Raw genomic sequence first — 22,715 nt, forward strand, 5'->3', positions numbered from 1 at the left:
CCTTATTCCGGCCGGGCTTTCTCCGCTTCGGTGGCCTCCGGCTTGCTGTCCTCCGGCGTGCTGGTTTCCGGGGCGGCGGCGACCACGCCCAACTCCTCCAGGTGCATGAGGGCGCTGGCCAGGCTGGTCGCGACCCGGTCGGCGGCGGTCTGGGAGGTGGCGTGCTCGGGCGCTTCGGCTTCCGGGTGCGCGCTCCACAGGCACAGAAGGATCGGCACGTTCGGGCCGAAATGCAGGCGCATGCGGCGCACCAGCCGCCGGGCGTGGGACAGGGCGGACGGGTCCAGGTAGGACAAGGCCACCGCCGACACGCCGGTCGGGGCGAGGGCGCCGATGGCGCGGACCGACACCGTTTCGCAGGCGATCACCTCCGCGCGCAGACCCCGCGGGCGCAGCGTGTGGGCGAGCAGCCCCGCCGCCGCCTCGTCCAGGTCGTTGCGGGCGCCGATGCACAGGATCAGCGGCGCTTCCGCCGCGGCGGGCGGCATGGTTTCGGCCAGCTCGTCGACCAGGGCCGTCATGCCCTCGGCCACCGCCTGCCGCCCCTCCGGGGTCAGGCGGCTGCGCTGCCGGTCCTGCTCGGCCAAAGACAGGGTGGGCAGCAGAAGGCCGTGCCCGGTCTCCGTCAGGCCGCCCTTGCTCATCCGCTCCTCGGCGATCTCCATGGCCTCTATGGGATCGCGGGCGAGCAGGCGCTGGTACAGCTTGGCCTCGTCGGGCAGCACCGGGCGGTCTCCCAGCATCACCTCCAGGAAATGCAATTGCGGCACGTGCCGCCCCAGCACCACGAGGCAGACGGTCAGCGGAGTCGCCAGCAGCAGGCCGACCGGCCCCCACAGGGTGGTCCAGAACACCGCGGCGACGATGATCGCCAGCGACGACAGGCCGGTGGCGGAGCCGTAGAGCCAGGGCTCCACCACGTTGTTCGAGAACAGCTCCACCGCCACGAACAGGGCGATGCAGAGCAGCGGCAGGGTCCATCCCGCATCGACCGCGAAGGACAGCAGGATCGGGAAGGTGGCGGCGATCGCCGGTCCCAGGAAGGGGATGAAGCGCAGCACCGTCGCCAGCAGCCCCCACAGCAGCGGGTTGGGCACGCCGAGCAGCCACAGACCGATCCCGATGGGCAGGCCGTAGGTGACGTTGACCACGCACTGCATCAGCAGATAGCGGCTGACCCGCTCACCGGCGTCGTTCATCGCCTCCGTCGTGCGGCTGAGGTCGCCGGACCCGGCCAGCCGGATCAGCCGGTCGCGCAGATCCTCGCGTTGCAGCAGCATGAAGATGGTGAAGACCAGCACCATGCCCGCCGTGGCGACCGGCGCCATGGCCGGCCCCAGCACGTCGCTGATGATGGTCAGCGCGTCGGACCCGTTCTGCTCGATCCGCACGGGCACCGGTTCCCGCGCGGCGCCGGGGGCGGGCAAGGCGTTGGCCGGAGACGTGGCGGCGGGCGGGGTATCCCCGGTCACCTGCTCCAATCCCTGCTTCAAATCGCGGAAGGCTTCGGTCGCCTGCTGCACCACCCCGCCGCTGCCCGCCGACGCGGCGCTGGATCGCAGCGAAGCCAGCTTGGCGTGAATGTTCTGCTGATAGCTGGGCAGGTTGTTGGCGAGGTCGGCGATCTGCCCGCCGACCACCGTACCGAAACCGGCGATGCCCGCGAAGACCAGCACCACGACGGCCAGCACCGACGGCACCCGGCCAAGCCGCAGCCGCTCCAGCCGGCTGACGATGGGCGCCAGGACGAAGGTCAGCAGCACCGCCAGGGCGATGGGGACCAGGATGTCGCTTCCCAGATAGAGGGTCGCCACCACCAGCGCGATGACCAGCAGCGTCGTCTGGGTGGAGGCGGGCGGGGCGGCCTTCGGCACCGGAATGGGGCGGGCCTGCAACCGGCGGGCGGTGTCTTCGGCCATGATCTGCGGAGCCTCGGGGGAGAGTTGAGACAGTGCAGAACGCGGGCGGACACGGCGCGTTCCGGCGCCACCCAGCGCAATTTCCCCGCGGCACCGTGACGATTGCGGTTTACGGCCTGTTTAAACCCGCGTGGTTATCTCGTCAGAAGGAGGGGGCTATGCGTAAGGTTGCTGTTCCGGTCCTGTCGGCGGTCGCGCTTCTGGCTTTGGGGGGCTGCGCCGAGACGTCGAGCTGGTTCGGTGGGGGAAGCGAGCAGGCGTCCCGTCCGATGTCCGAACAATCGCTCCAGACCGCCTCGCGGATCGAGCCGCAGGCCATGCTGGGCAAGTCCGTCGTCGCCTATGACGGGCAGAAGGTGGGGCAGGTCGAGGACGTTCTGTTCAACCGCAGCAACCGTCCGAGCCAGCTCGTGGTGTCGACCGGCGGCATCATGGGCATCGGCGGCCGCAACGTGGCGCTCGACATCGACAACGTGCGCTACAACCAGCAGCAGGACGCCATCGTGGCGACCCAGTTGACCAAGGACCAGTTCGCCAACCTGCCGGAGTTCCAGTATGGCGGGAACATGATCTCGCTGAGCCGCCAGAAGACGCCGCACTAAAGCGAATTTTCATTCGCTTTAGAGTCATATGGCCTCATTCGCCGGCCGGGCTTCGTCCGCGCTTGCGGCCGGGACCGCAGTCGCGGTCCAAAGCGGATTGAAATCCGCTTTAAACGGCCTCAGTCGTCCGGCTTGCCGGACCGCAGACGCTTGATGTCGGACCTCTGACCCTTGGCCTCCAGGCGGCGCTTCTTGGAGCCAAGGGTCGGCTTGGTCGGGCGCCGGCTCTTGGGAACCACAGTCGCGTCGCGGATCAGGTCGATCAGCCGCTCCCGAACATCCTCGCGGTTGCGGAGCTGGCTTCGGTAGGTGTCGCCGACGATGATCAGCACGCCCGCCGCCGTCATGCGCGAGCCGGCCAAGCGGACCAGCCGGGCCTTCACGTCGTCGGGAATGTTCGGCGAGGCCGCGACGTCGAAGCGCAACTGGACCGCGCTGTCCGTCTTGTTGACGTGCTGGCCGCCGGGGCCGGAGGCGCGGATGAAGCTTTCCTGAAGCTCGCTCTCGTCCAGGCTGATGCGCGGGGTGACGCGGATCATCAGTCGGCCGCCGCCGTTACGCCTTCCTGCTCCTCCACCCCGAGGTCGAGAAGGGGGAGGAAGCTGGCGGGCTCCTGGGCGCCGGACAGCGCGTAGCGCCGGTTGAAGATGTAACAGGGAACCGCCTGAAGGCCGAGCTGGCGCGCCGTGGCGTCGGCGTTGAAGACCGCCGTGGTCTCCGCGTCGCCATTCAGCAGATTTTTGATGTCCGTGAAATCGAAGCCCAGCCCGGCGGCGGTCGCGGCCAGCGTGTCGCGGTCGCCGATGTCCAGCCCGTCCACGAAATAGGCGTGGAACAGGGCGTCGGCCATCCGGTCGCCCAGCCCGTGACGGGCGGCGATGCGGATCAGCCGGTGTCCGTCGAAGCTGTTCGGCGTGCGCCGGATGCGGTCCAGCCGCAGAGGCAGGCCGTCGCGCTCCGCCGTTTCCTCGACCACCAGATGGATCTGCCGCGCCCGCTCGGTGCCGCCGAACTTGGCCGCCAGATAGGCGCTGCGCTCCATCCCGCCCGGCGTCATGTCCGGGTTGAGCTGGAAGGGCTGCCAGCGCAGGTCCACCTGGACGCGGGGCCGGTCGGCCAGCGCGCGGGCAAGCCGCCGCTTGCCGATGTAGCACCAGGGGCAGATCAGGTCGGCGTAGGTTTCGATCAGCATAGGCCCACTATCCTCCATTCCCGCCCCGCCGCGCAACCGCCCTGCCCGTGGGGCACCCCGCCGCGTTTGGGGAGCCGTTTCTGCAACCCTTTGTTAACCCTTGCCGCCCGAGAGTCGCGGGGTTCCGCGGACGAGGGTCCGCGGCGGTCGGAGGCGTGCGGCGATGGCGAATTCCTATGTGGACGGCAAGGTGCGCGACGCGCTGGTGGCGGCCAAGGGGAGCCGGGCGACCGCGCAGAAGCTCCTGATGGCCTGGGCGGTCGAGGACCCGCAGCTCCTGCTGGGCATCTCCCAACCCTTCCTGAAGGCGATCGCTGCGGCGGCCATCGAGCGGGGTGTCCGCCCCTCGGCGCCCAGCCGGTCTGCGCCTGCCGCACCGGGCCGGTCCCGCGGTCCCGCGGATTCGGCGCTGAGCAAGGAGGCGCTGGCCGACGTGCTGAGCCGTCTCGGCCGCGATCCTGGAGAGGACGCGCCGCCGGCGCGTGGCCGCACCGGTTCACCCGCCCCGGTCAAGTCCGCCACCATGGTGGTTCCCGCCGGCAAGGGCGGGCAGGGTGGCGTCACCCATGAGAAGGCGATGATGACCCTCGCCAAGGCCTTCGTGGCGAAGAAGATGCGCTGAGGTCCGGCGCGGAGGTTTGCGCCGCCCGGCTTATTGCTCCGCCGCGGTCATCATCCGTTCGATCCAGCCCGGCTGACGCGGTTCCGGCCGGATGTCCGGCGGCGGGCTCGCCAGGGCCGTGTGGCCGTTGCGGTGGGGGTCGGGGATGTGGTGGCAATCCACATCGGCCAGAGTCTTGTAGCAATAGAGGCGGGAACGGTCGACGTAGACCTTCTCCGGGCAATAATGACCGGTTTCCGAGAAGGAAACGGATGAGCAATCGCGCCCGGTCGCCGCGGACACCAGATGATCGCCGAGCGTCTTCTTGGTGCTGGTGACGGAGGCGAGATCGGCGCCGACGCTGGCGACCATCATCGGCCCGCTGCAGGCGCCCAGAGGAAGGGCCGCCAGCGCCATCACCGCGATTGACCGAGCGAGCCTCATCACCTCTTGCACCCCATCCCGTGTTCGAGTCCGATTCCAGGCAAACCTCATTAAGAAGCCATGAATCAGCGCAGCAGCGTGCAGATTCGCGATCGGCACTGCACCAGCACGAAGGTGTCCTTGTCCTCCGTGCAGCCCACCTTGAACACCGTCTGGCCGGAGCGGCCGGTGACGTAGCTCATCACCTCCACCTTGGCCGGCGTGCAATTGCCCAGCGACTTGGCGGCCTCCTTCGCCTCGGCCTGCCCGGCGGAGACGTTGGCGGCCTGGACCGTCGGCGACACCGACAGGCACAGCGCGAGGGCGCCGAGGGCAGCGAGGCGGGGTGCGGTGACGCGCATGGCGGGTTCGGTGGACTGGTGGGTGCTGAAGCAGTTTATGGCACGGGCGGCACGAATTCGGTTGTGCAAAAGTGGTAACCGCGGACTCACGCGCGTTCCGGCATCGCGGGGTGCCGGTGGGACAGGAAGAAGCGCAGCATCTCCCGGGCGGCGTCCGGTCCCTGCGGGTCGGTGTAGGTGCCGTCCGGGCTGCCGCCGGACCAGGCGTGGCCGCTGCCTTGGACGGTCCATTGTTCGAACAGCGCTCTGCCGTCAGGGTCCTTGTGGATGGTGCGGCTGTAGCGGCGTCCGCCGGGCGCCTGTCCGTCCTCGGTCTCGGCGCTCAGGCCCTCCGCGTTGGCGGTGGCCTGGGCCATCACATGATCGCCGTTGCGGGGATGCACGACCTTGTCCGCGTCGCCGTGGAACACGATGGCGGGAACCACCGGAGCCCCCGCCGCCGGGCGCTGGCCGGTCGAGGACCCGGCCTTCATCGCCAGCAGGGCGGAGGGCACGCCGCTCGCCGAACCGTAGGGCAGGCCGGAATGGACGCCCACCGCGGCGAACAGGTCCGGGTGGGTGGTCGCCAGGACCATCGCGGCGGAGCCGCCCGCCGAAATCCCGGCGACGTAGACGCGCTGCGGGTCGGCCCCTTGCTCCGCCACGACCTGCCGGGTGGCTCCGGCGATCAGCGCCGGTTCGCCGCGGTCGCGGCGCTGGTGGTCGGGGTTGAACCAGTTCCAGCACTTCTTGTCGTTCGCCGCGGGGGTCTGCTCCGGATAGAGGACGAGGCAGCCGGATTCCTCGGCCAGCCGGTTCATGCGGGTTCCGACGGCGAAGTCCTCCGCAGACTGGGTGCAGCCGTGCAGCATGACCAGCAGCGGGCGCGGTCCCACCGCAGCGCCCTTCGGCACGAACAGGCGGTAGGCGAGCGAGCCGGAGTCGCCGGTGAAGACCCCGGAGCCCATCGGCTCCGCCACCGGCACCGGTCTCGGCGGGGGCGGAGGGACGGGCGTGCCGCGGCGGAACAGCTTGCCGGCGAGGCGCCGGAGGAAGGCTGCGGCGCGGGCCAGGGCCGGGCGGGGCCGGTTGGTGTCGGTCACGGTCGGCGGCTCCGGGTTCGTTCGGGAGGCAAGGCGGCGGATGGTACGGGACGGAGGTGGCGGAGGACAACCGCCATGGCGGTTTGCGCCGGGCCGCCAACTGCGCTAACCATCCGGTTCCGCCAGCGCCCGTCCGACAAGCCTCCAGGTGGCCCGACCGTCATGAGCACCGACATCACCCTGGTTCTGGGCGGCGCCCGCTCCGGCAAGAGCCGCTACGCCGAGGGGCTGGTCACCGCATCGCCCGGCCCGCGGGTCTACATCGCCACCGCCCAGGTCTGGGACGCCGAGATGGCCGACCGAGTCGCCCGCCACAAGGAGGACCGCGGCCCCGGCTGGACCACGGTGGAGGAGCCGCTCGACCTGCCCGGCGCGCTGCGCCGCCACGCCGGCGCCGGGACGACCGTGCTGGTCGACTGCCTGACGCTGTGGCTGTCCAACCTGATGATGGCGGAGGCCGACGTGCCCGCCCGTTCCGCCGATCTGCTGGCCGCTCTGGCGGCGGTGGAGGGGCGGGTGGTGCTGGTTTCCAACGAGGTGGGGCTGGGGATCGTGCCGGACAACGCGCTGGCCCGCCGCTTCCGCGACCATGCGGGGCGGCTGCACCAGGACATCGCCGCCGTGGCCCGGCGGGTGGCCTTCGTCGCCGCCGGGCTGCCGCTGCTGCTGAAGGGAGAGACGCCATGACCGAAGACGCCGACCGGAACGATGCCGACCAGAACGAACGCCACGCCGAGAAGATGAAGCGGCGCAAGGCGCTGCACGACCGGGTGATGGCCAGCAAGACGCAGGAGAAGGGCCTGCTGATGGTCAACACCGGCAACGGCAAGGGCAAGTCCACCGCCGCCTTCGGCCTGATCCTGCGCGCCGCCGGGCACGGCATGCGGGTGGGGGTGGTGCAGTTCGTCAAGGGCGCCTGGTCCACCGGCGAGACGGTGGCGCTGGAGCGCTTCGACGACCTCGTGGACTTTTACACGATGGGCGAGGGCTTCACCTGGGAGACCCAGGACCGCGAGCGCGACATCGCCGCCGCCAAGGCCGCCTGGGCCAAGGCGCAGGAACTGATGGCCGACCCGAAATACAGCCTCGTCGTGCTCGACGAGCTGAACATCGTGCTGCGCATGGGCTACCTGCCGGTGGAGGAGGTGCTTCCCGTGCTGACCGGGCGGCGCGAGGGGCTGCATGTGCTGGTCACCGGCCGCACCGCCAAGCCGGAGCTGATCGAGGCCGCCGATCTGGTGACCGAGATGACCCTGGTCAAGCATCCCTTCCAGGCGGGCATCAAGGCCCAGCCGGGCATCGAGTTCTGAGCCATGCCGCGCGCGATCATGCTTCAGGGCACCGGCTCCGATGTCGGCAAGTCGCTGCTGGTGGCCGGGCTGTGCCGGGCGCTGGTCCGCCGCGGCCTGACCGTGCGGCCCTTCAAGCCGCAGAACATGTCCAACAACGCCGCGGTCACCGCCGACGGCGGCGAGATCGGGCGCGCCCAGGCGCTCCAGGCGCGGGCCTGCGGGGTGGCGCCGTCCGTCCACATGAACCCGGTGCTGCTGAAGCCGCAGTCGGACATCGGGTCCCAGGTTGTGGTGCGCGGCGTCGTCGAGGGAACGGCGCGGGCCGGCGATTACCAGTCGCGCAAGGGACGGCTGCTCCCCACCGTGCTCGACAGCTTCGCGCGGCTGAAGGCCGAGGCGGACGTGGTGGTGGTCGAGGGGGCGGGCAGCCCGGCCGAGGTCAATCTGCGGGCCGGAGACATCGCCAACATGGGCTTCGCCACCGCGGCGGGCGTGCCGGTGGTGCTGGTGGGCGACATCGACCGCGGCGGGGTGATCGCCAGCCTCGTCGGCACCCACGCCCTGATCCCGCCGGAGGAGCGGGCGCTGGTCGCCGGATTTCTCATCAACAAGTTCCGCGGCGACGTGCGGCTGTTCGACGGCGGCCTGTCGGTCATCGCGGAGCGCACGGGCTGGCGGAGCTTCGGCGTCGTGCCCTGGCTGGCCGACGCCGCCCTGCTGCCGGCGGAGGACGCGGTGGCGCTGGACACCTGGAAGACCCGTTCCGGGGGGCGGCTGCGCGTCGCCGTGCCGATGCTGTCGCGCATCGCCAACTTCGACGACGTCGACCCGCTGGCCCAGGAGCCGGACGTCGCCCTGTCCATGGTGCCGCGCGGCCAGCCGCTGCAGGGCGACGCCGATCTGGTCATCCTGCCGGGCAGCAAGGCGACCATCGCCGATCTGGCGGTGCTGCGCGCCCAGGGCTGGGACATCGACTTGGCGGCGCACCGCCGTCGCGGCGGGCGGGTGCTGGGCATCTGCGGCGGCTACCAGATGCTCGGGCGGCGCATCGCCGACCCGGACGGCATCGAGGGGCCGCCGGGCGAGGCCGAGGGGCTGGGGCTGCTGGACGTGGACACCGTCCTGAAGGGGCCGAAGGTGCTGGAGGAGGCGACCGGCGTCGACACCGCGACGAGAACCGCGGTCGCCGGCTACGAGATGCACATGGGCCGCACCGAGGGGCCGGACCGCGCCCGCCCCATGCTGACCCTGGCCGGCGGGCGGACGGACGGCGCGGTGTCCGCCGACGGGCGGGTGATGGGGTGCTACCTGCACGGCCTGTTCGGAGCGGACGGCTTCCGCGCCGCCTTCCTGACCGGGCTGGGGGCCGAGGCCTCCGGCCGCTCCTACGCGGCGACGGTCGAACAGGCGCTCGACGCCATCGCCGCCCGGCTGGAGGAGCATGTGGACATCGACGCCCTGCTGGCCGCGGCGCGGTGAAGGGAAGGGGCGGCGATTCATGAAACCGATTTCATGATCCCGCAACGCTGGGGTCAGGCGGGCGACGCTACAACTTCAGTCATTGACGACGTTTGATTACTGGCGAGTCATCCACCGGCGGTTCCCGCCGCCGGCCACACACGATCCGGAATGTTCCCGCATACCCTCGGATCGTTTCTTGCGGCGGTGTGCATTGGGTTTTTGCCTTGGATCGGCGTCCCCCGCCTAGGCTTCCCCCCAAACCCTTGCACACCGCCGTCTTCTTTTCTCCCCCCGGCCATCTTCGGAAACCGCCGCGCTTGACGCGGAGCCCCCTCGGCGGGCTTGAATGGGTGCCACAGGCCCCATAGCTCCCCCTGCCGAGACCCCATCCCCGTGCGTCCTGTCGTTCTCTTCCCCCTGTTCCGCCCGGTGACGGCGCTCCCCGGCCTCGGTCCCCGGCTGGGCAAGCTCGTCGAAAAGCTGGCCGGTCCGCAGGTCGTGGACCTGCTGTGGCACCTGCCGTCCGGCGTCATCGACCGCCGCTACGCCCCGAAGATCGCCGAGGCGCCGAACGGGCGGATCGCCACCATGACGGTGCGCATCGATTCGCACGCGGCCCCGCACAATTCCCGCCATCCCTACAAGGTGCGCTGCACCGACGAGACGGGCGTGCTGGAGCTGATCTATTTCCATGTGAAGGGCGATTGGCTGGAACGGCAGATGCCGGTCGGCGCGACGGTGGTGGTGTCCGGCAAGGTGGAGTGGTTCCACGACACGCCGCAGATCACCCACCCCGACGCCGTGGTCCCGCTGGACTCGAAGGACGAGATCGAGGCGGTGGAGCCGGTCTATCCGATGACCGCCGGACTTCCGGCCAAGACACTGCGCAAGGCCGTGCGCGCCATGCTGAACGACGTGCCGGAGCTTCCGGAATGGCAGGACGCCGCGTGGCGCGCCCGCAACGGCTGGCCGACCTGGCATGAGTCGATCCGCCGCGCCCACACGCCGGAGGACGAGGCCGACCTCGCCCCGACCAACCCGATCCGCCGCAGGCTGGCCTATGACGAGCTGCTGTCGAACCAGCTTGCCCTGACTCTGGTCCGCATGCAGCAGCGCCGCCTGTCGGGCCGCGTCATCCAGGGCGACGGGCGGCTGCGCGCCAAGGTGGCTGCGGCGCTGCCCTTCTCGCTGACCAGCTCCCAGGCCGGCTCCCTGGAGGAAATCTACGAGGACATGGCGGCGGAGCGGCGGATGCTGCGCCTGCTCCAGGGCGACGTCGGCAGCGGCAAGACGGTGGTCGCGCTGATGGCCATGCTGAACGCGGTGGAGGCCGGTCATCAGGCCGCCCTGATGGCGCCCACCGAGATCCTGGCCCGCCAGCACGCCGAGAGCCTCGCCCCGCTGTGCAAGGCGGCGGGGGTGGACCTCGCCCTGCTGACCGGGCGCGACAAGGGCAAGGCGCGGCAGGCCGTGCTGGACCGGCTGGCCTCGGGCGAGCTGCCGCTGCTGGTCGGCACCCACGCGCTGTTCCAGGAGGACGTCGCGTTCAAGGACCTTGCGCTGGCGGTGATCGACGAGCAGCACCGCTTCGGCGTCCACCAGCGGCTCCAGCTCTCCGCCAAGGGGCGGGCGGTGGACGTGCTGGTGATGACGGCGACGCCGATCCCGCGCACGCTGACCCTGACCGCCTACGGCGACATGGACGTGTCGCGCCTGACCGAGAAGCCGGCGGGGCGCAAGCCGATCCAGACCGTGACCATCGCGCTCGACCGGCTGGAGGAGGTGGTCCACGGCATCCACCGCAAGGTGCAGGAGGGCGCGCGGGTCTATTGGGTCTGCCCGCTGGTGGACGAATCGGAACAGACCGACCTCGCCGCCGCGACGGAGCGCCACGCCTTCCTGCGCGCCACCTTCGGCGACCGGGTGGGGCTGGTCCACGGCAAGATGCGCGGGCCGGACAAGGACGCGGTGATGGCCGCCTTCCAGGCCGGGAACCTGGACGTGCTGGTCGCCACCACGGTCATCGAGGTCGGCGTGAACGTGCCCGAAGCCACCGTCATGGTGATCGAGCACGCCGAGCGCTTCGGCCTCGCCCAGCTTCACCAGCTCCGCGGCCGGGTGGGGCGCGGCGAGAAGCCGTCGTCTTGTCTGCTGATGTTCGACCCGCAACTGACGGAGACGGCGCGCGCCCGCCTGAAGACGATGCGCGACACCGAGGACGGCTTCGTCATCGCCGAGGAGGATTTGCGGCTGCGCGGCGCGGGTGAGGTGCTGGGCACCCGTCAGTCCGGCCTGCCGGAGTTCCGCATGGCCGATCTGGCGGTGCACGGCGACCTGCTGGCCGCCGCCCGTGACGACGCGAAGCTGATCGTGGACCGCGATCCGGACCTGTCCGGCGAACGCGGTCAGGCGCTGCGGACTTTGTTGTATCTGTTCGAACGGGACGCTGCGGCAAAGACGCTGCGGTCGGGGTAGGAGCGCAGATCAAGACCCCGTTTTCATAGGCGCAAACCATTGATTTTTCTTGGTCCGATCAAAATCTTGATCGGCGCCTCAAGTCTGTTCTCCAGCAAGCTTCTCAAGCCTGACGTGCGCGCGCTTTTTCGCGTGAGCCTGCCCGTCGCCGAGTCTCCAAAGAGTGCCTCTCTTTCAATGCATCACCACTGCCAAGTCGGCAGGAGAAATTCTCGTCTACACTCCTTCAACGAAATGCGATACATACGCAAATATTCAAATAATTTATTTCCGTGTCTAATGATTAGATAACTAATGTTTGGTGCACTTTGGCGTTTTTCCCTTGGAAATTGTTTCCATGTCGGATAATAATGAGTCATCATTAATGTAATCATAAATTGAATGAGTTCGCCATGGCTGTTATTATTGGAGCGGCGGGCGCGGATTATCTGCCTGGAACCGCCGGGGAGGATAGTATTGTTGGCCTTCAAGGAAACGACGAAATATACGGCGGCGGCGGAGATGACTGGATCTACGCCGATGATGGAAACGATTACGCTGATGGCGGCTGAGGCGCTCTCGCGCACTCGTCATGGAACAGCCTGTTCGCCTGAGTAATTATTGGAAGATAGTAATTGAACATTGGCAATATTGATCAACGCTTGTACGCAGGTCGCGTGAGAAATTCAAAGAGCCTTGTCGGCTGGGCGTTGATCAATGTTTGATTTTGGCAAAATGTGTCCTGAATTTATTAAGGCATATGTATGTGGTTTTGCGTGTAACTGGTGTCTTCATGATCCTATTGTTTATAATTAGCGCAATGTCCCTTTTCCTAACTGGCGAGGAATCCGGCGATGAGCATTTCCGATGTCTCCTCACAACTGGGCGGATCAATCCAACGCACATCGTCTTCCGTTCCGTCTCCGTCTCCGTCCGCTTCGTCGGCGTCAGGAGGCGGAACAGGGCGGGCGATCGGTGGGACCACCGGAGGGATTGCGGACAGTGTGTCGTTGAGCCCTCTGGCCTCTTCTCTGCGTGATGAGTCTTTGACCGCGTTCAATGCGCTGTCTGCCGAAACACGGACGCAGTTGTCGTCGTTGGTCGACAGCGGCAAGCTGACCGGCGAAGACGTCCATAATGCGCTCAAACAGCGGCTTAAAGAGTCCCGTCTCACGGCGTACTCGGCGACGTTTCGCATGGCTCACAATGATAATGCGGGGCTTTTCTCCAGCGACGACACCACGTCGGATGATTTCAGAAAGGCTCTCAGCGCGACCAGCGCAAAGCGAGAGGAGCTTATGGGAAAGCTGTCCCTGCTGGATCAGCGTGGTCAGGGAGCGTCAGAGCAGTATGGGGAGATATCGACCTCACTGATGGCGCAGGGCACCAACCCGGCGCTGTTGCTTGCTCAATCCGGTAACCAGCGTATGATTCTGGATCCCTTCCAGGGCTTCAGCATCACGCAGCCCGCCGATTCGCGGATGGCGTACACACGCAAGGAAGCCGATGCGGCTTATAAGTTGAAGGATGCCGGGGTTGACCTGTCGTCCATCGACAAGGCCCTTCGCTCTCTCGGAGAGCGTGATGCGGCTTCTCTGATTGCCGAGCGGACGGGGCAGCCATCCACCCATACGGTTGCGCAGGACCGTGAATTCACGTCGGACGATTCGTTGTTTCCCTCGATCTCCCTTCCTGCATCCCAAGCCAGGACGGACGCTCCGGTGATGGGCCAGCGGGTTCAATTGCGCGAAGAGGTCATGGCGGCGTGGGAAGCGATGCAGAAGGGCGGAGTTGGTGCCTTCGAGGACGCGAAATCCGTTCAGTAATACCGTGAAGGCATCCGTGTGAGCTACTGAGCGGGTTGAGGGCGCTGGTGACCGTCAGGCGCTTTTGCGCTCCCGATCCAGCTTGTGAAGCTGCGGCGGGGGCTTGCGGTCGGGCGGGGTGACGATGCCGCCGGACATCACCAGCTTCAGCCCGTCCTCCACCGTCATGTCCAGAACGGTCACCTCGCGCCGCGGCAGGATTGCCAGATAGCCGGCGGTCGGCGGGGCGCAGGGGATGAAGACGTGCACCATCTCCTCCTCGGAGATCTTCTGAATCTCCGGGTGGGCGGCGCCGGTGATGAAGCCCAGCGACCATATGCCATTGCGCGGGAACTCCACCAGCACCACCTCGCGGAAGGCCTTGGACTTCTTGGCGAGCACCGTCTCGACGATCTGCTTCACCGCCCCGTAGACGGAGCGGACAACCGGCATGCGCTCCACCACGCCCTCGCCGATGCGCACCACCAGCCGCCCGACATAGCCGGCGGCGAAGGCGCCGATCAGGGTCAGCACGATGATCAGCGTCAGCACCCCGATGCCGGGAATCGAGAAGGGCAGGTAGTTTTCGGGATTGTAGGCGGAGGGGATCAGCGGACGGACATGCCCGTCGATGAAGGCCAGCAGCCACCAGCCGAGATAGACCGTGACCGCGATCGGCGCCGTCACCAGAACACCCGCCAGGAAATAGGCGCGCAGCCGCCCCATCAGCCCGATGCCGGCGGGCCGGTGGGACGTGCTCTCGTCCGCCGCGTTCTGGCTGTCCTGCTCGTTCCGATCCACCGCCCCACCCCCGAAAATCCGATGCCCGATATAGTGATACAGGACATGGCTCCTGCTCAATCCACATCGACGTATCGGGGGACGGGAAAGAGTCGTGGGGGAGAAAGCGAAGGAACTCCCTCCGGGGGGCTGGTCCGCCACCCCTGCGCGCATCACATCGCTGAGGATGACCCATCCCCCCCGCGTCCTCTCGCTCGCCACGGCCCTGCCGCCCCATTGCCTCAGCCAGGAGGAGGCGCTCGGCGTCGCACGGGCCGTCTTCGCGCCGCGGATGCGCGATTTCGAGCGGCTGGTGCCGGTCTTCGCCAACACCGGCATCGAGACGCGCCACGCCATCATGCCGATCGACTGGTACAGCGAGCCGCACGGCTGGCCCGAGCGCACCGCCGCCTTCCGCGACGGCGCCCTCGCGTTGCTGGAAGAGGCGGCGGGGCAGGCGCTGATCCGCGCCGGTTTGGGGCCGCAGGACGTGGACGCCATCGTCTGCGCCTCGACCACCGGCATCGCCACCCCCAGCCTGGAAGCGCTGCTGCTGGAGCGCATGGGCTTCCGTCCCGACACGGTGCGGCTGCCGCTGTTCGGGCTGGGCTGCGCCGGCGGCGTGCTGGGGCTGACCCGCGCCGGGCAGATCGCCCAGGCGATGGCGGGGCGGACGGTGCTGTTCCTGGTGGTGGAGCTTTGCACGCTGGCCTTCCGCGCGGCGGAGGCGACCCCGACCAACGTCGTCGCCAGCGCCCTGTTCGCGGACGGTGCCGCCGCGGCGGTGCTGCGCGCCGATGGGGAGGGGGAGGGACCGCGCCTTGTCGATGGGGCGGAGCACACCTGGCCGGGCACGCAGGACGTGATGGGCTGGCGGGTCGAGGATGACGGGCTCGGCGTGATCTTCAGCCAGAGCATCCCGACCCTGATCCGCAACCGGCTGGAGCCGGTTCTCGACGGCTTCCTGGAGCGGCGGCGGCTGGCCCGCGGCGATCTCGCCGGGCTGATCGTCCACCCCGGCGGCGCCAAGGTGCTGCACGCGCTGGAGGAGGTCTGCGCCCCGGTGTCCGCCGGTCTGGACGACGCCTGGGCGGTGCTGCGCCGCTGCGGCAACATGTCGGCGGCCAGCGTGATGTTCGTGCTGGAGCGGCGAATCGCCTCCGGCGCCCGCGGCCCCCACCTGATGACCGCGCTCGGCCCCGGCTTCACCGCCGCCCTGGCCCAGATCGACCTCTAGGAGCGCTTGGAATGGAGACGCTGCCGCTGGGCTGGCCCCACGTCATCCTGCTGCTGGTCGCCGCCCAGCGTCTGGGCGAACTCGTCGTCGCGCAACGCAACACGCGCCGCCTGCTGGCCGAGGGCGCGCAGGAGGTCGGGGCCGCCCATTACCCGCTGTTCGTCGGGCTGCACGCCGGCTGGCTGGCGCTGCTGTTCGCCGTCGTCCCGGCGGACGCGCCGATCAACGGCTGGCTGCTCGCTCTGTTCGTGCTGTTGCAGGCCGGGCGGGTCTGGGTGATCGCCACGCTGGGGCGGTTCTGGACCACCCGCATCGTCACCTTGCCCGGCGCCCCGCTGGTCCGGCGCGGGCCGTTCCGCTGGGTCCGCCACCCCAACTATCTGGTCGTGGCGGGCGAACTGGCCGTGCTGCCCCTGGTCTTCGGGGCGTGGTGGATCGCGGTGCTGGCCACGCTGCTGAACGTGCCGCTGACCCTGCACCGCATCCGTGTCGAGGATGGCGCGCTGTCCGGACGGCGCGCGCTCAGGTCAGCAGGAAGCACAGCATCGTGACGCAGCCGGCGATGGCCGCCCCGTCGAGGTGGTTCGGGAAGGCGTGCCAGAAGGACTCGCGGGGCTCCGGCTCCGAGCGGTCCATCTCGTCCAGCCACAGGCCGGCGGGCAGGCCGCCGTTGGCGCGCTCCGCCAGGGCACCGGACAGATGGGCCATCGAGACCGCCAGATAGCAGAACTTCACGAAGTTCAGGACGAAGTACATCGGCCCGCCGGCCTCGGCGATGGGGTCGGTCACGCCGCCCATGGCCGCCACGGCGGTCGCCATGGCGATGGCCGCGGCGAAGGGGATGGCGACGACCGACAGCAGGCGCTGCGAATCCACGCGGCCGGCGTTGGGAATCAGGCTGCGGGGAACGGGGCCGGAGGGCAGTTGGAACGACATGGCTCTCTCAATTCCGGTGGGCGCGTCCCGTCCGTTCTGCCGCTTTCAGGGTTAACGGGACGTTAGCGACACCCGTTGGAGGGAGGCGGTTCCACCTTTGCGCAGGCGCGGCTATGCTCCGCCCCATGGCTTGAGGCCGTCGACCAAAGAAGCTGCCGACCAACCGCTGCCGACCAACCAAGGAGACATCGTGCCCGCCGACGCTGGACCGTCCCGGCTGGATGGAATCACGCTGCTGAGCCCGCTGTCCGTGGAGGAGCGCGCCGCCGTGGCGCGCCAGTGCCGCTGGCGCCGCTTCCACGCGGGCGAGCAGATCATCGACCATCAGGGGGATTCGCGGGACGTCGTGCTGGTGGTCGAGGGGAGGGTGCGGGTGCTGAGCCATTCCCCGGCGGGCCGCGAGATCAGCTTCGACGACATCGAGGCCGGCGGCTTCCTGGGCGAGATGGCCGCCATCGACGGGCTTCCCCGCTCGGCCTCCGCGGCGGCGCTGGCGGACGGGACCCTGATCGCCTTCCTGGCGCCCCGGCCCTTCCAGGATCTGGTGTCCGGCCATCCGGAACTGGCCATGGCGGTGATGAGGCGGCTGTGCCGGGTCGTCCGCATCGCCACCGACCGTGTGATGGAACTGTCCACGCTGGGTGCCAACAACCGCGTTCACGCCGAACTGCTGCGGCTCGCCAAGCGGGGGCGGGTGGAGGGGCAATCGGCCGTGATCGCTCCGATCCCCGTCCATGCCGACATCGCCAGCCGGGTCAGCACGGCCCGTGAGACGGTCGCCCGGGTGTTGAACGATCTCGCCCGCGACGGGCTGGTCGAGCGGCGGGCCGACGCGCTGGTCGTCCGTGACCTGCGCCGGCTCGAAGCTCTGGTGGAGGATGTCCGGGCCGGCGTCTGATGATCGGCCGGCGCCGGAGACGGCCGGTCAGTCCGAGCGTCCCAGGACGGTCAGGATCAGGGCGCGCAGCGATTCGGGATCGTAGGGCTTGGGGAGGAAATGCCAGCCGGCGTCGCGGATTTCCGCCTTGGTGGCCGCGGATTCGTCACCAGTGGTGATGATGACGGGGAGATCCGGACTGATCTCCGCCAGGACCGCCCTGACCGATTCCGGCGCTTTGCCGTGCCGTCCAAGATGATAGTCGGCGACCAGGATGTCGGGGAGCGCCCCGCCGTTCAGCGCGTCCAGGAGCGCGGCGGGGGTCGGGGCGCTGACCAGCAGCATTCCCCAATCCTCGAACAAGGTTTCCATGCACAGGCACAGCACCATGTCGTCCTCCATGAGGGCGACCGTCAGTGTACCGGAGCTGGTGGATCGGCCGGCGAGGGGGGCGTCGGTCATGCATTATCCAATGAACAACGGGGGACCAGTGAACAGCAGGACGGCGATGCCGGCTGCCCGATCCCCTCCGTCCGGTCTGTTTGGGAAAGCCGTCTCGGGGTGGCCGCCGTCCGTTCGGTGGTCTGCCCGCCCAGTTATCTGAGCAGGCAATTTAGATTCTATATCGGACGGCGCGCCACCGCATTGTCATAGGTTAATCGGACGAGGATATCGCAGGGAAACCGATGATCCGGTCAGTCCCCCGCGCGCTTGCGGTCGGATTTGGCGTCCAGCGCGTGCTCCAGATGTTTGGGCGCCTTGATCAGGTGCAGGTACAGCTCGTCGAACTGGCCGACGGAGGCGAGCTGCTTGACGTCGTGGACCGTGATCTGCTGGCCGGCCAGATCGATCAGCCCGATGTCGCGCAGCCGGCGGAGCGTCCGGTTGATGTGAACGATGCTGAGCCCCAGCGCGTCGGCCAGGATCTCCTGGGTGACCGGCAGGGTGAAGCGTCCCTCCTCGACCAGCCCGACGATGCTCAGCCGCCGCAGCAGCTCCACGATCAGGTGGGCGGTGCGCTCCAGCGCGGTGCGGCGCCCGACGCTGAGCAGGCGTTCGGCGATGATCGCCTCCTCCTTGGCGCCCGACCAGGCGAGGGCGGCGGCCAGACGGGGGAAGAGCTTGAACAGTTCGATGATGCGTTCCGGCTGGAAGTTGGCGACCTCCGCAGGAGTCAGGGTGGTGACGCCATGGTCGGCCGTCTCGAACAGGTTGCAGTAAAAGCCGATGATGTCGCCGGGCAGGACAAAATTGACGACCTGCCGCCGCCCGTCGGGAAGTGCCTTGTGACGGATCGCCCAGCCTTTGCGCATCACGCGCACGCAACCGTAGCGTTCGCCCTGCTGGAGAAGATCGGATCGCGCGCCGTGCCGGGTAACATTTCGCTCCAATTCGTTGAGGAAACTCTTCTCCTCGTCTGTCAGGCTCATGTAACTGGTAATCTTGCGCCCCAGTGGAGATGACGGTATGTTGGCCTGGGCGCGGGTCATTTCTCTTCCAGCCTTTGATCGTCCAATTGTTATGGCCCCGAAGCGAGTGCCACTGCCAGCCCAATTCCGGGCGGCCTCGAACGATTAAGCCAAACGATAAAACCATCTATAACATAGGTTAATGGGGGTTAGATTTTCTCGACCGGACAGGTGAGGGATCATATACAAAACTGTTGGTGGCATTGGCCGTATGGGGTTTTGAACGGCCGGCGGTGGTAACAGATCAGTGCGGGGGGCGGCATGGCGGCGGAGCGGGATGCGGCGGGACTGGCTGCCCTCTCGATTTGTGAATCCCTTATGCTCGCATTGGTGGAACGCGGCGTGTTACGGCTCGAAGAAGCGCATGCCGCGCTCGAAGACGCCGCCGCCGCCCATCAAAATCGCGACCCGAAGGGTGAGGACCCAAATCTGCACCGCTTGGCGCTGCAGATCGTCGAACGCCTGATGATCCAGGTGAACGCCACCCATCCGGCGTCGGCGCATCTCGGGGTGGGGCAGTTGGCCGACGGCGGTTCCCAGGACTGACGAGGCGCAGCGGAAGCCGGCCGGACGATATGAGCCGGACGATATGAAGAGAGCCCCGCCAATCCGGCGGGGCTCTCTTCGTGTTTGCGATTGGGGCCGGCGAACCGGCGGGCGGGGGGCGGTCAGTCCGCCCCGGCCCCGGCGGTTTCCGTGGGCTGCGGGCGCTGCTTGCCCAGCCCGATGTTCGGGAAGGCGTTGATCAGCGCGGTGATGAAGGCCGACAGGTAGGGCAGCGACTGCACCACCAGCAGGCCCGACCACATGAAGGCGTCGCGGTTCTCGTGGCCGAACACCAGCACGATGGCCAGAGCGGCGCCCCACAGGCCCAGCAGAAGCGCGATCTCCTCCCGCGCCATCAGGAAGGCCTGCATCAGCGCCGGCTGGTTCTCGCACTTCGGCGTGCGGACGAAGGGGCGGCCCGAGGTGAACATGCCCAGCCACATGGCGCGGCCCACCGTGTGGGTCAGCGCCATGCCGGCGATGGCCGCCCCCACCTTGTCCCAGAAGCCGCACTTCACCCGCGCCTCGTACAGCCACAGCGAGGCGCCGACCTTGAAGGCGAAGACGCTGAGCGTCGGGATCATGAAGACGCTGGGCGGAAACTCGAAATACTTCGGGAAGGCGAGCAGCCCGAGCGACCAGATGATGCCGGCGATGCCGAAGATCATGTGCGCGGCGTCGGCGAACCAGGGCAGCCAGCCGGTGATGAAGTGATACTTCTGCCCGGCGGTCAGGCGCGGGCCGCCCGGCAGCAGGTCGCGCCAGTGGTGCTTGAGGATCTGCACCGCGCCGTAGGCCCAGCGGAAGCGCTGCGTCTTGTAGGCGGAGAAGCTGTCGGGGACGAGGCCCTTGCCGTAGCTCTCCGGCATGTAGACGGCTTCGTACTTGTGCTCGAACAGGCGCAGGCCGAGGTCGGCGTCCTCGGTGATGCACCACTCGCCCCAGCGGCCGACCTCCTCCAGCGCCGACTTGCGGATGATGGTCATCGTGCCGTGCTGAATGATCGCATTGCGCTCGTTGCGCTGGATCATGCCGATGTGGAAGAAGCCGGCGTACTCCCAGTTGATCATCCGCTGGAACAGATCGTGGCTCCAGTCGCGATAGTCCTGCGGCGACTGCACGAAGCCGACCTCCGGCCGGTCGAAATGCGGGATCGTCGCCTTCAGCCAGTCGGGATGGACCTGATAGTCGCTGTCGATGACCGCGATGTGCTGGGCGTCCGGCGCCGTCTGGGCGAGGCCGAAATTCAGCGCGCCGGCCTTGAAGCCCGGCCAGTTGTCCAGGTGGAAGAAGCGGAACTTCGGGCCCAGCTTGCGACAGTACTCCTCGACCGGGCGCCACACCGCCGGGTCCTTGGTGTTGTTGTCGAGCAGCAGGACCTCGTAGTTCGGGTAGTCCAACCGGGCGAGCGCGTCCAGCGTCTCCATGACCATGTGCGGCGGCTCGTTGTAGCAGGGCACATGGATGGACACCTTCGGCGCGTTGGGCAGGGGCGCGGCCGAGCAGGGCTGGAACTTGCGCTTGAAGCGGTCCTGCCAGACCACCTCGGTCAGCTCAAGCCCGTCGATCAGCATGACGGCGAGCAGGACGAGCTGGCAGAAGACAAGGATCCCCCAGGCGATTTCCGTGGTGGTGGCGAGGCCGGCGACGCTGGCCGCGGTGAAGGTGAAGACCAGCACCGAGGACACGCCCTGGATCATCGCGCCGTAGAAGACCTGCCCGCCGAACTTCAGGTCGCCGCCGCGGCGCCACAGGAAGAAGACGAGCGGCAGGAAGCCCACGGCAATGGAGATGCCGCACAGCAGCGGCCAGTTCCGCAGCTCCGTCACCTCGCCGATCATCGGGAACTTCGGCTTGCGCCACGCGTCCCACAGGCCCCAGCTGGTGCCGGCGGTGCCTTCGATCTCCCGCTTCCAGGGCTGGTCGAAGGCCTCCATGATGAAGTAGTCGAGCTTGTTCTGCGCCGCGACGTTCAGGAAGGTGCGGATGAACTTGGCCTGGTTGACCTGGCTCGCCTCGGCGCCGCGGCGCCACGGGCCGTCCGCCGGCCAGCCGATTTCCGAGATCAGGATGTGCTTGTTCGGGAACTTGGTCTTCAACTCGTTGTAGCGGAACATGGCGTAATCGACCGACTGGTCGGCGGGCACGCCTTCCCAATAGGGCAGCAGGTGGACGGCCAGGAAGTCCACGGCGTCGGCCAGTTCCGGATGCTCCAGCCAGACGTGCCACGGCTCCGCGGTGGAGACCGGGACGTTGACCTTCTTCTTCACGCGCTTGATGTATTCGATGGCCTGCGGGACGGTGACGTCGGCGCGCAGGATCGCCTCGTTGCCGACCAGGACGCGGCGGACGTTGTTGTTGTCGCGCGCCAGCTTGATCAGGCCGTTGATCTCCGGCTCGTCGATCTCCGGCTTGCCGGCGATCCAGGCGCCCGCGGTGATCGGAATCCCGTACTTGCGGGCGATGGGCGCCGTCTGCTCCGACCCGTCGGTGGTGGAGTAGATGCGCACGCCCTTGACCGACCCCTCCAGGGCCTTCATGTCCTTCTCGATGTCCTCCGCCGAGGCCTTGTCGCCCTTGGACGGGCTCTTGTCCGGGTGGAAGGGCGTGTAGCCGACGCCGCTGATGGCGCCGCCCCAGGACCGTTCGGCGACCGGGCGGTTCCACAGCGCCCAGACCCCGATGTTGCCCAGGATCACGAGAAGAAGAGCCGCGATCGCCGACTTGCGCATGACCGTCTTTCTTTATCCCAAACGTCTGCCGGCCGTCCTGGCTCTGTCCGCCCCGGCCGGGCATCTTTCAATTCAGCGAAGGGGTTCAACCGGGTCGGCGCGCAGGGGGACTCGCCGCCCCGACACCGCCTTCGGACCGAACACCCGTACCCACACCCTGGTTGCAGGACACGTCCAAATTCCGCCGCGCGATCCGCATAAGCCGGAGGACCGAACGCCACCGACCGGACCATCACCGGACCGAATAAAGATCGTGCGGCAGTTTATACATTTTTCCTAGTCCCGCAACCAGTCCCACTCCCACGGGCGGATGCCCCAGCCCTGCGGAAGCGGCAATCCCCACTGGACGAACGCATCCGATGCGCGCTTTCTTCCCCCGACGCCGCAAGGAAAACCTTACGGGCCCAAGGGAAGACAGCGAAGGGAAGACACGGAACCCCATGACGATGTTCCATCTCCACGACCGTTTGCAGGCCGATACCGCCCTGATCGCCGAATGGCCGCTGTGCCGCGTCCTGCTGATGGACAACCGGGTGTGGCCGTGGCTGATCCTGGTTCCGGCCCGGCCGGACCTTACGGAAATCCACCAGCTGTCCCAAGAGGACCGGCACCGTCTGGTGGACGAGATCGCCCTGGCCTCGCGCACGCTGGAAACCCTGTTCGCCCCGGACAAGATCAATGTCGGGGCCTTGGGCAATCTGGTCCCGCAGCTTCATATCCATGTCATCGCCCGCTCCAGGACGGACCCGGCGTGGCCGGGGCCGGTGTGGGGATCGGGCTTCGCGGAGCGCTACAGCCCGGAGGAGCGGGACAGCCTGATCCGAACGATCGGGGAGGGGTTGGACCAAAAGTGAGGCGCAACGGCGCCGAACGCGACGGTCCCCACTCCCTTTGCGGGCAAGCCAGGGCGTGACGTTTCCCGTGCCGCCCTGTTTATGCTCCCTG

General features: G+C 67.9%; 24 protein-coding genes. 13 read left to right on the forward strand and 11 right to left on the reverse strand.

Annotated elements, in window-relative coordinates; translation table 11 throughout:
- Positions 1-2: 2 nt before the first annotated feature.
- Complete coding sequence (locus TSH58p_RS17145; protein WP_109068269.1) at positions 3-1,919, reverse strand: AI-2E family transporter; 1,917 nt, start codon at positions 1,917-1,919, stop codon at positions 3-5.
- Positions 1,920-2,077: 158 nt separating this feature from the next.
- Here TSH58p_RS17145 and TSH58p_RS17150 point away from each other — a divergent pair, with 158 nt between their 5' ends.
- A complete protein-coding gene (locus TSH58p_RS17150; protein ID WP_109068268.1) occupies positions 2,078-2,521 on the forward strand; it encodes a PRC-barrel domain-containing protein in 444 nt (147 codons plus the stop codon).
- A gap of 119 nt (positions 2,522-2,640) precedes the next feature.
- On the opposite strand, the gene arfB is transcribed toward TSH58p_RS17150, so the two are convergent.
- Both arfB and TSH58p_RS17160 read right to left on the reverse strand, forming a co-directional pair.
- Entirely contained in the window at positions 2,641-3,060 is a 420-nt protein-coding gene (gene arfB, locus TSH58p_RS17155) for an alternative ribosome rescue aminoacyl-tRNA hydrolase ArfB (protein WP_109068267.1), read from the reverse strand.
- Positions 3,060-3,713, reverse strand: a complete 654-nt coding sequence (locus TSH58p_RS17160) for a DsbA family oxidoreductase (RefSeq protein ID WP_109068266.1) — start codon at positions 3,711-3,713, stop codon at positions 3,060-3,062. The genes arfB and TSH58p_RS17160 overlap by 1 nt, the downstream gene beginning before the upstream one ends.
- Positions 3,714-3,876: 163 nt before the next feature.
- On the opposite strand from TSH58p_RS17160, the gene TSH58p_RS17165 reads away from it, so the two are divergent.
- A complete protein-coding gene (locus tag TSH58p_RS17165; RefSeq protein ID WP_109068265.1) occupies positions 3,877-4,335 on the forward strand; it encodes a hypothetical protein in 459 nt (152 codons plus the stop codon).
- Between the two features lie 30 nt (positions 4,336-4,365).
- On the opposite strand, the gene TSH58p_RS17170 is transcribed toward TSH58p_RS17165, so the two are convergent.
- From TSH58p_RS17170 to TSH58p_RS17180, 3 genes are all read right to left on the reverse strand, one after another.
- Complete coding sequence (locus TSH58p_RS17170) at positions 4,366-4,758, reverse strand: hypothetical protein (protein ID WP_109068264.1); 393 nt, start codon at positions 4,756-4,758, stop codon at positions 4,366-4,368.
- 65 nt (positions 4,759-4,823) lie between these two features.
- Positions 4,824-5,099, reverse strand: coding sequence for a hypothetical protein (locus TSH58p_RS17175; protein WP_109068263.1), 276 nt, complete (start codon positions 5,097-5,099; stop codon positions 4,824-4,826).
- Positions 5,100-5,185: 86 nt separating this feature from the next.
- The gene (locus tag TSH58p_RS17180) at positions 5,186-6,181 is read right to left on the reverse strand and encodes a PHB depolymerase family esterase (RefSeq protein ID WP_247873845.1); all 996 of its coding nucleotides are present in this window, start codon (positions 6,179-6,181) and stop codon (positions 5,186-5,188) included.
- 162 nt (positions 6,182-6,343) lie between these two features.
- On the opposite strand from TSH58p_RS17180, the gene cobU reads away from it, so the two are divergent.
- The 6 genes from cobU (at position 6,344) to TSH58p_RS17210 (ending at position 13,214) form a co-directional block, all read left to right on the forward strand.
- Positions 6,344-6,868 (forward strand): bifunctional adenosylcobinamide kinase/adenosylcobinamide-phosphate guanylyltransferase, encoded by a 525-nt coding sequence (gene cobU / locus TSH58p_RS17185; RefSeq protein WP_109068262.1) that lies wholly within the window; start codon positions 6,344-6,346, stop codon positions 6,866-6,868.
- Positions 6,865-7,491, forward strand: coding sequence for a cob(I)yrinic acid a,c-diamide adenosyltransferase (cobO, locus tag TSH58p_RS17190; protein WP_109068261.1), 627 nt, complete (start codon positions 6,865-6,867; stop codon positions 7,489-7,491). The genes cobU and cobO overlap by 4 nt, the downstream gene beginning before the upstream one ends.
- Positions 7,492-7,494: 3 nt before the next feature.
- Positions 7,495-8,952: a cobyric acid synthase gene (locus tag TSH58p_RS17195; protein WP_109068260.1), complete on the forward strand. Its 1,458-nt coding sequence runs from the start codon at positions 7,495-7,497 to the stop codon at positions 8,950-8,952.
- Positions 8,953-9,327: 375 nt separating this feature from the next.
- Positions 9,328-11,409 (forward strand): ATP-dependent DNA helicase RecG, encoded by a 2,082-nt coding sequence (recG, locus tag TSH58p_RS17200; RefSeq protein ID WP_109068259.1) that lies wholly within the window; start codon positions 9,328-9,330, stop codon positions 11,407-11,409.
- Between the two features lie 392 nt (positions 11,410-11,801).
- A complete protein-coding gene (locus TSH58p_RS17205; RefSeq protein ID WP_109068287.1) occupies positions 11,802-11,960 on the forward strand; it encodes a calcium-binding protein in 159 nt (52 codons plus the stop codon).
- A 438-nt stretch (positions 11,961-12,398) separates the two neighbouring features.
- Positions 12,399-13,214, forward strand: a complete 816-nt coding sequence (locus TSH58p_RS17210) for a hypothetical protein (RefSeq protein WP_146205820.1) — start codon at positions 12,399-12,401, stop codon at positions 13,212-13,214.
- A gap of 54 nt (positions 13,215-13,268) precedes the next feature.
- On the opposite strand, the gene TSH58p_RS17215 is transcribed toward TSH58p_RS17210, so the two are convergent.
- On the reverse strand, positions 13,269-13,994 hold the full coding sequence (locus tag TSH58p_RS17215; RefSeq protein WP_109068257.1) for a DUF502 domain-containing protein: 726 nt from the start codon (positions 13,992-13,994) through the stop codon (positions 13,269-13,271).
- Between the two features lie 166 nt (positions 13,995-14,160).
- Here TSH58p_RS17215 and TSH58p_RS17220 point away from each other — a divergent pair, with 166 nt between their 5' ends.
- Together TSH58p_RS17220 and TSH58p_RS17225 are read left to right on the forward strand one after the other, a co-directional pair.
- Positions 14,161-15,210: a type III polyketide synthase gene (locus TSH58p_RS17220; protein WP_109068256.1), complete on the forward strand. Its 1,050-nt coding sequence runs from the start codon at positions 14,161-14,163 to the stop codon at positions 15,208-15,210.
- Between the two features lie 11 nt (positions 15,211-15,221).
- A complete protein-coding gene (locus TSH58p_RS17225; RefSeq protein WP_109068255.1) occupies positions 15,222-15,761 on the forward strand; it encodes an isoprenylcysteine carboxyl methyltransferase family protein in 540 nt (179 codons plus the stop codon).
- On the opposite strand, the gene TSH58p_RS17230 is transcribed toward TSH58p_RS17225, so the two are convergent.
- Complete coding sequence (locus tag TSH58p_RS17230) at positions 15,733-16,146, reverse strand: hypothetical protein (protein ID WP_109068254.1); 414 nt, start codon at positions 16,144-16,146, stop codon at positions 15,733-15,735. The two genes, TSH58p_RS17225 and TSH58p_RS17230, sit on opposite strands and share 29 nt — an antisense overlap.
- 190 nt (positions 16,147-16,336) lie before the next feature.
- Here TSH58p_RS17230 and TSH58p_RS17235 point away from each other — a divergent pair, with 190 nt between their 5' ends.
- The gene (locus TSH58p_RS17235; RefSeq protein WP_109068253.1) at positions 16,337-17,044 is read left to right on the forward strand and encodes a Crp/Fnr family transcriptional regulator; all 708 of its coding nucleotides are present in this window, start codon (positions 16,337-16,339) and stop codon (positions 17,042-17,044) included.
- 27 nt (positions 17,045-17,071) lie between these two features.
- Here TSH58p_RS17235 and TSH58p_RS17240 read toward each other — a convergent pair whose 3' ends face one another.
- Together TSH58p_RS17240 and TSH58p_RS17245 are read right to left on the reverse strand one after the other, a co-directional pair.
- Complete coding sequence (locus TSH58p_RS17240; RefSeq protein ID WP_109068252.1) at positions 17,072-17,485, reverse strand: response regulator; 414 nt, start codon at positions 17,483-17,485, stop codon at positions 17,072-17,074.
- Between the two features lie 233 nt (positions 17,486-17,718).
- Positions 17,719-18,453 carry a Crp/Fnr family transcriptional regulator gene (locus TSH58p_RS17245; protein WP_247873844.1) on the reverse strand — a complete coding sequence of 245 codons (735 nt, stop codon included), beginning with the start codon at positions 18,451-18,453 and terminating at the stop codon, positions 17,719-17,721.
- 300 nt (positions 18,454-18,753) lie between these two features.
- On the opposite strand from TSH58p_RS17245, the gene TSH58p_RS33145 reads away from it, so the two are divergent.
- On the forward strand, positions 18,754-19,038 hold the full coding sequence (locus TSH58p_RS33145; protein WP_146205819.1) for a hypothetical protein: 285 nt from the start codon (positions 18,754-18,756) through the stop codon (positions 19,036-19,038).
- A gap of 122 nt (positions 19,039-19,160) precedes the next feature.
- Here TSH58p_RS33145 and TSH58p_RS17250 read toward each other — a convergent pair whose 3' ends face one another.
- Positions 19,161-21,770 (reverse strand): glycosyltransferase family 2 protein, encoded by a 2,610-nt coding sequence (locus tag TSH58p_RS17250; RefSeq protein ID WP_109068250.1) that lies wholly within the window; start codon positions 21,768-21,770, stop codon positions 19,161-19,163.
- A 440-nt stretch (positions 21,771-22,210) separates the two neighbouring features.
- Here TSH58p_RS17250 and TSH58p_RS17255 point away from each other — a divergent pair, with 440 nt between their 5' ends.
- Positions 22,211-22,624, forward strand: a complete 414-nt coding sequence (locus tag TSH58p_RS17255; RefSeq protein WP_109068249.1) for an HIT domain-containing protein — start codon at positions 22,211-22,213, stop codon at positions 22,622-22,624.
- Positions 22,625-22,715: the final 91 nt, after the last annotated feature.

The sequence above is a fragment of the Azospirillum sp. TSH58 genome (assembly GCF_003119115.1).
Classification (GTDB): domain Bacteria; phylum Pseudomonadota; class Alphaproteobacteria; order Azospirillales; family Azospirillaceae; genus Azospirillum.

Coding starts and splice junctions, on each gene's coding strand:
- TSH58p_RS17165 (WP_109068265.1), top strand. CDS start 3,877: ATGGCGAATTCCTATGTGGACGGCAAGGTGCGCGACGCGCTGGTGGCG.
- TSH58p_RS17205 (WP_109068287.1), top strand. CDS start 11,802: ATGGCTGTTATTATTGGAGCGGCGGGCGCGGATTATCTGCCTGGAACC.
- TSH58p_RS17250 (WP_109068250.1), bottom strand. CDS start 21,770: ATGCGCAAGTCGGCGATCGCGGCTCTTCTTCTCGTGATCCTGGGCAAC.
- TSH58p_RS33145 (WP_146205819.1), top strand. CDS start 18,754: ATGGCGGCGGAGCGGGATGCGGCGGGACTGGCTGCCCTCTCGATTTGT.
- TSH58p_RS17220 (WP_109068256.1), top strand. CDS start 14,161: ATGACCCATCCCCCCCGCGTCCTCTCGCTCGCCACGGCCCTGCCGCCC.
- arfB (WP_109068267.1), bottom strand. CDS start 3,060: ATGATCCGCGTCACCCCGCGCATCAGCCTGGACGAGAGCGAGCTTCAG.
- cobO (WP_109068261.1), top strand. CDS start 6,865: ATGACCGAAGACGCCGACCGGAACGATGCCGACCAGAACGAACGCCAC.
- TSH58p_RS17150 (WP_109068268.1), top strand. CDS start 2,078: ATGCGTAAGGTTGCTGTTCCGGTCCTGTCGGCGGTCGCGCTTCTGGCT.
- TSH58p_RS17225 (WP_109068255.1), top strand. CDS start 15,222: ATGGAGACGCTGCCGCTGGGCTGGCCCCACGTCATCCTGCTGCTGGTC.
- TSH58p_RS17175 (WP_109068263.1), bottom strand. CDS start 5,099: ATGCGCGTCACCGCACCCCGCCTCGCTGCCCTCGGCGCCCTCGCGCTG.
- TSH58p_RS17195 (WP_109068260.1), top strand. CDS start 7,495: ATGCCGCGCGCGATCATGCTTCAGGGCACCGGCTCCGATGTCGGCAAG.
- cobU (WP_109068262.1), top strand. CDS start 6,344: ATGAGCACCGACATCACCCTGGTTCTGGGCGGCGCCCGCTCCGGCAAG.
- TSH58p_RS17245 (WP_247873844.1), bottom strand. CDS start 18,453: ATGAGCCTGACAGACGAGGAGAAGAGTTTCCTCAACGAATTGGAGCGA.
- TSH58p_RS17145 (WP_109068269.1), bottom strand. CDS start 1,919: ATGGCCGAAGACACCGCCCGCCGGTTGCAGGCCCGCCCCATTCCGGTG.
- TSH58p_RS17160 (WP_109068266.1), bottom strand. CDS start 3,713: ATGCTGATCGAAACCTACGCCGACCTGATCTGCCCCTGGTGCTACATC.
- TSH58p_RS17240 (WP_109068252.1), bottom strand. CDS start 17,485: ATGACCGACGCCCCCCTCGCCGGCCGATCCACCAGCTCCGGTACACTG.
- TSH58p_RS17230 (WP_109068254.1), bottom strand. CDS start 16,146: ATGTCGTTCCAACTGCCCTCCGGCCCCGTTCCCCGCAGCCTGATTCCC.
- TSH58p_RS17255 (WP_109068249.1), top strand. CDS start 22,211: ATGACGATGTTCCATCTCCACGACCGTTTGCAGGCCGATACCGCCCTG.
- TSH58p_RS17170 (WP_109068264.1), bottom strand. CDS start 4,758: ATGAGGCTCGCTCGGTCAATCGCGGTGATGGCGCTGGCGGCCCTTCCT.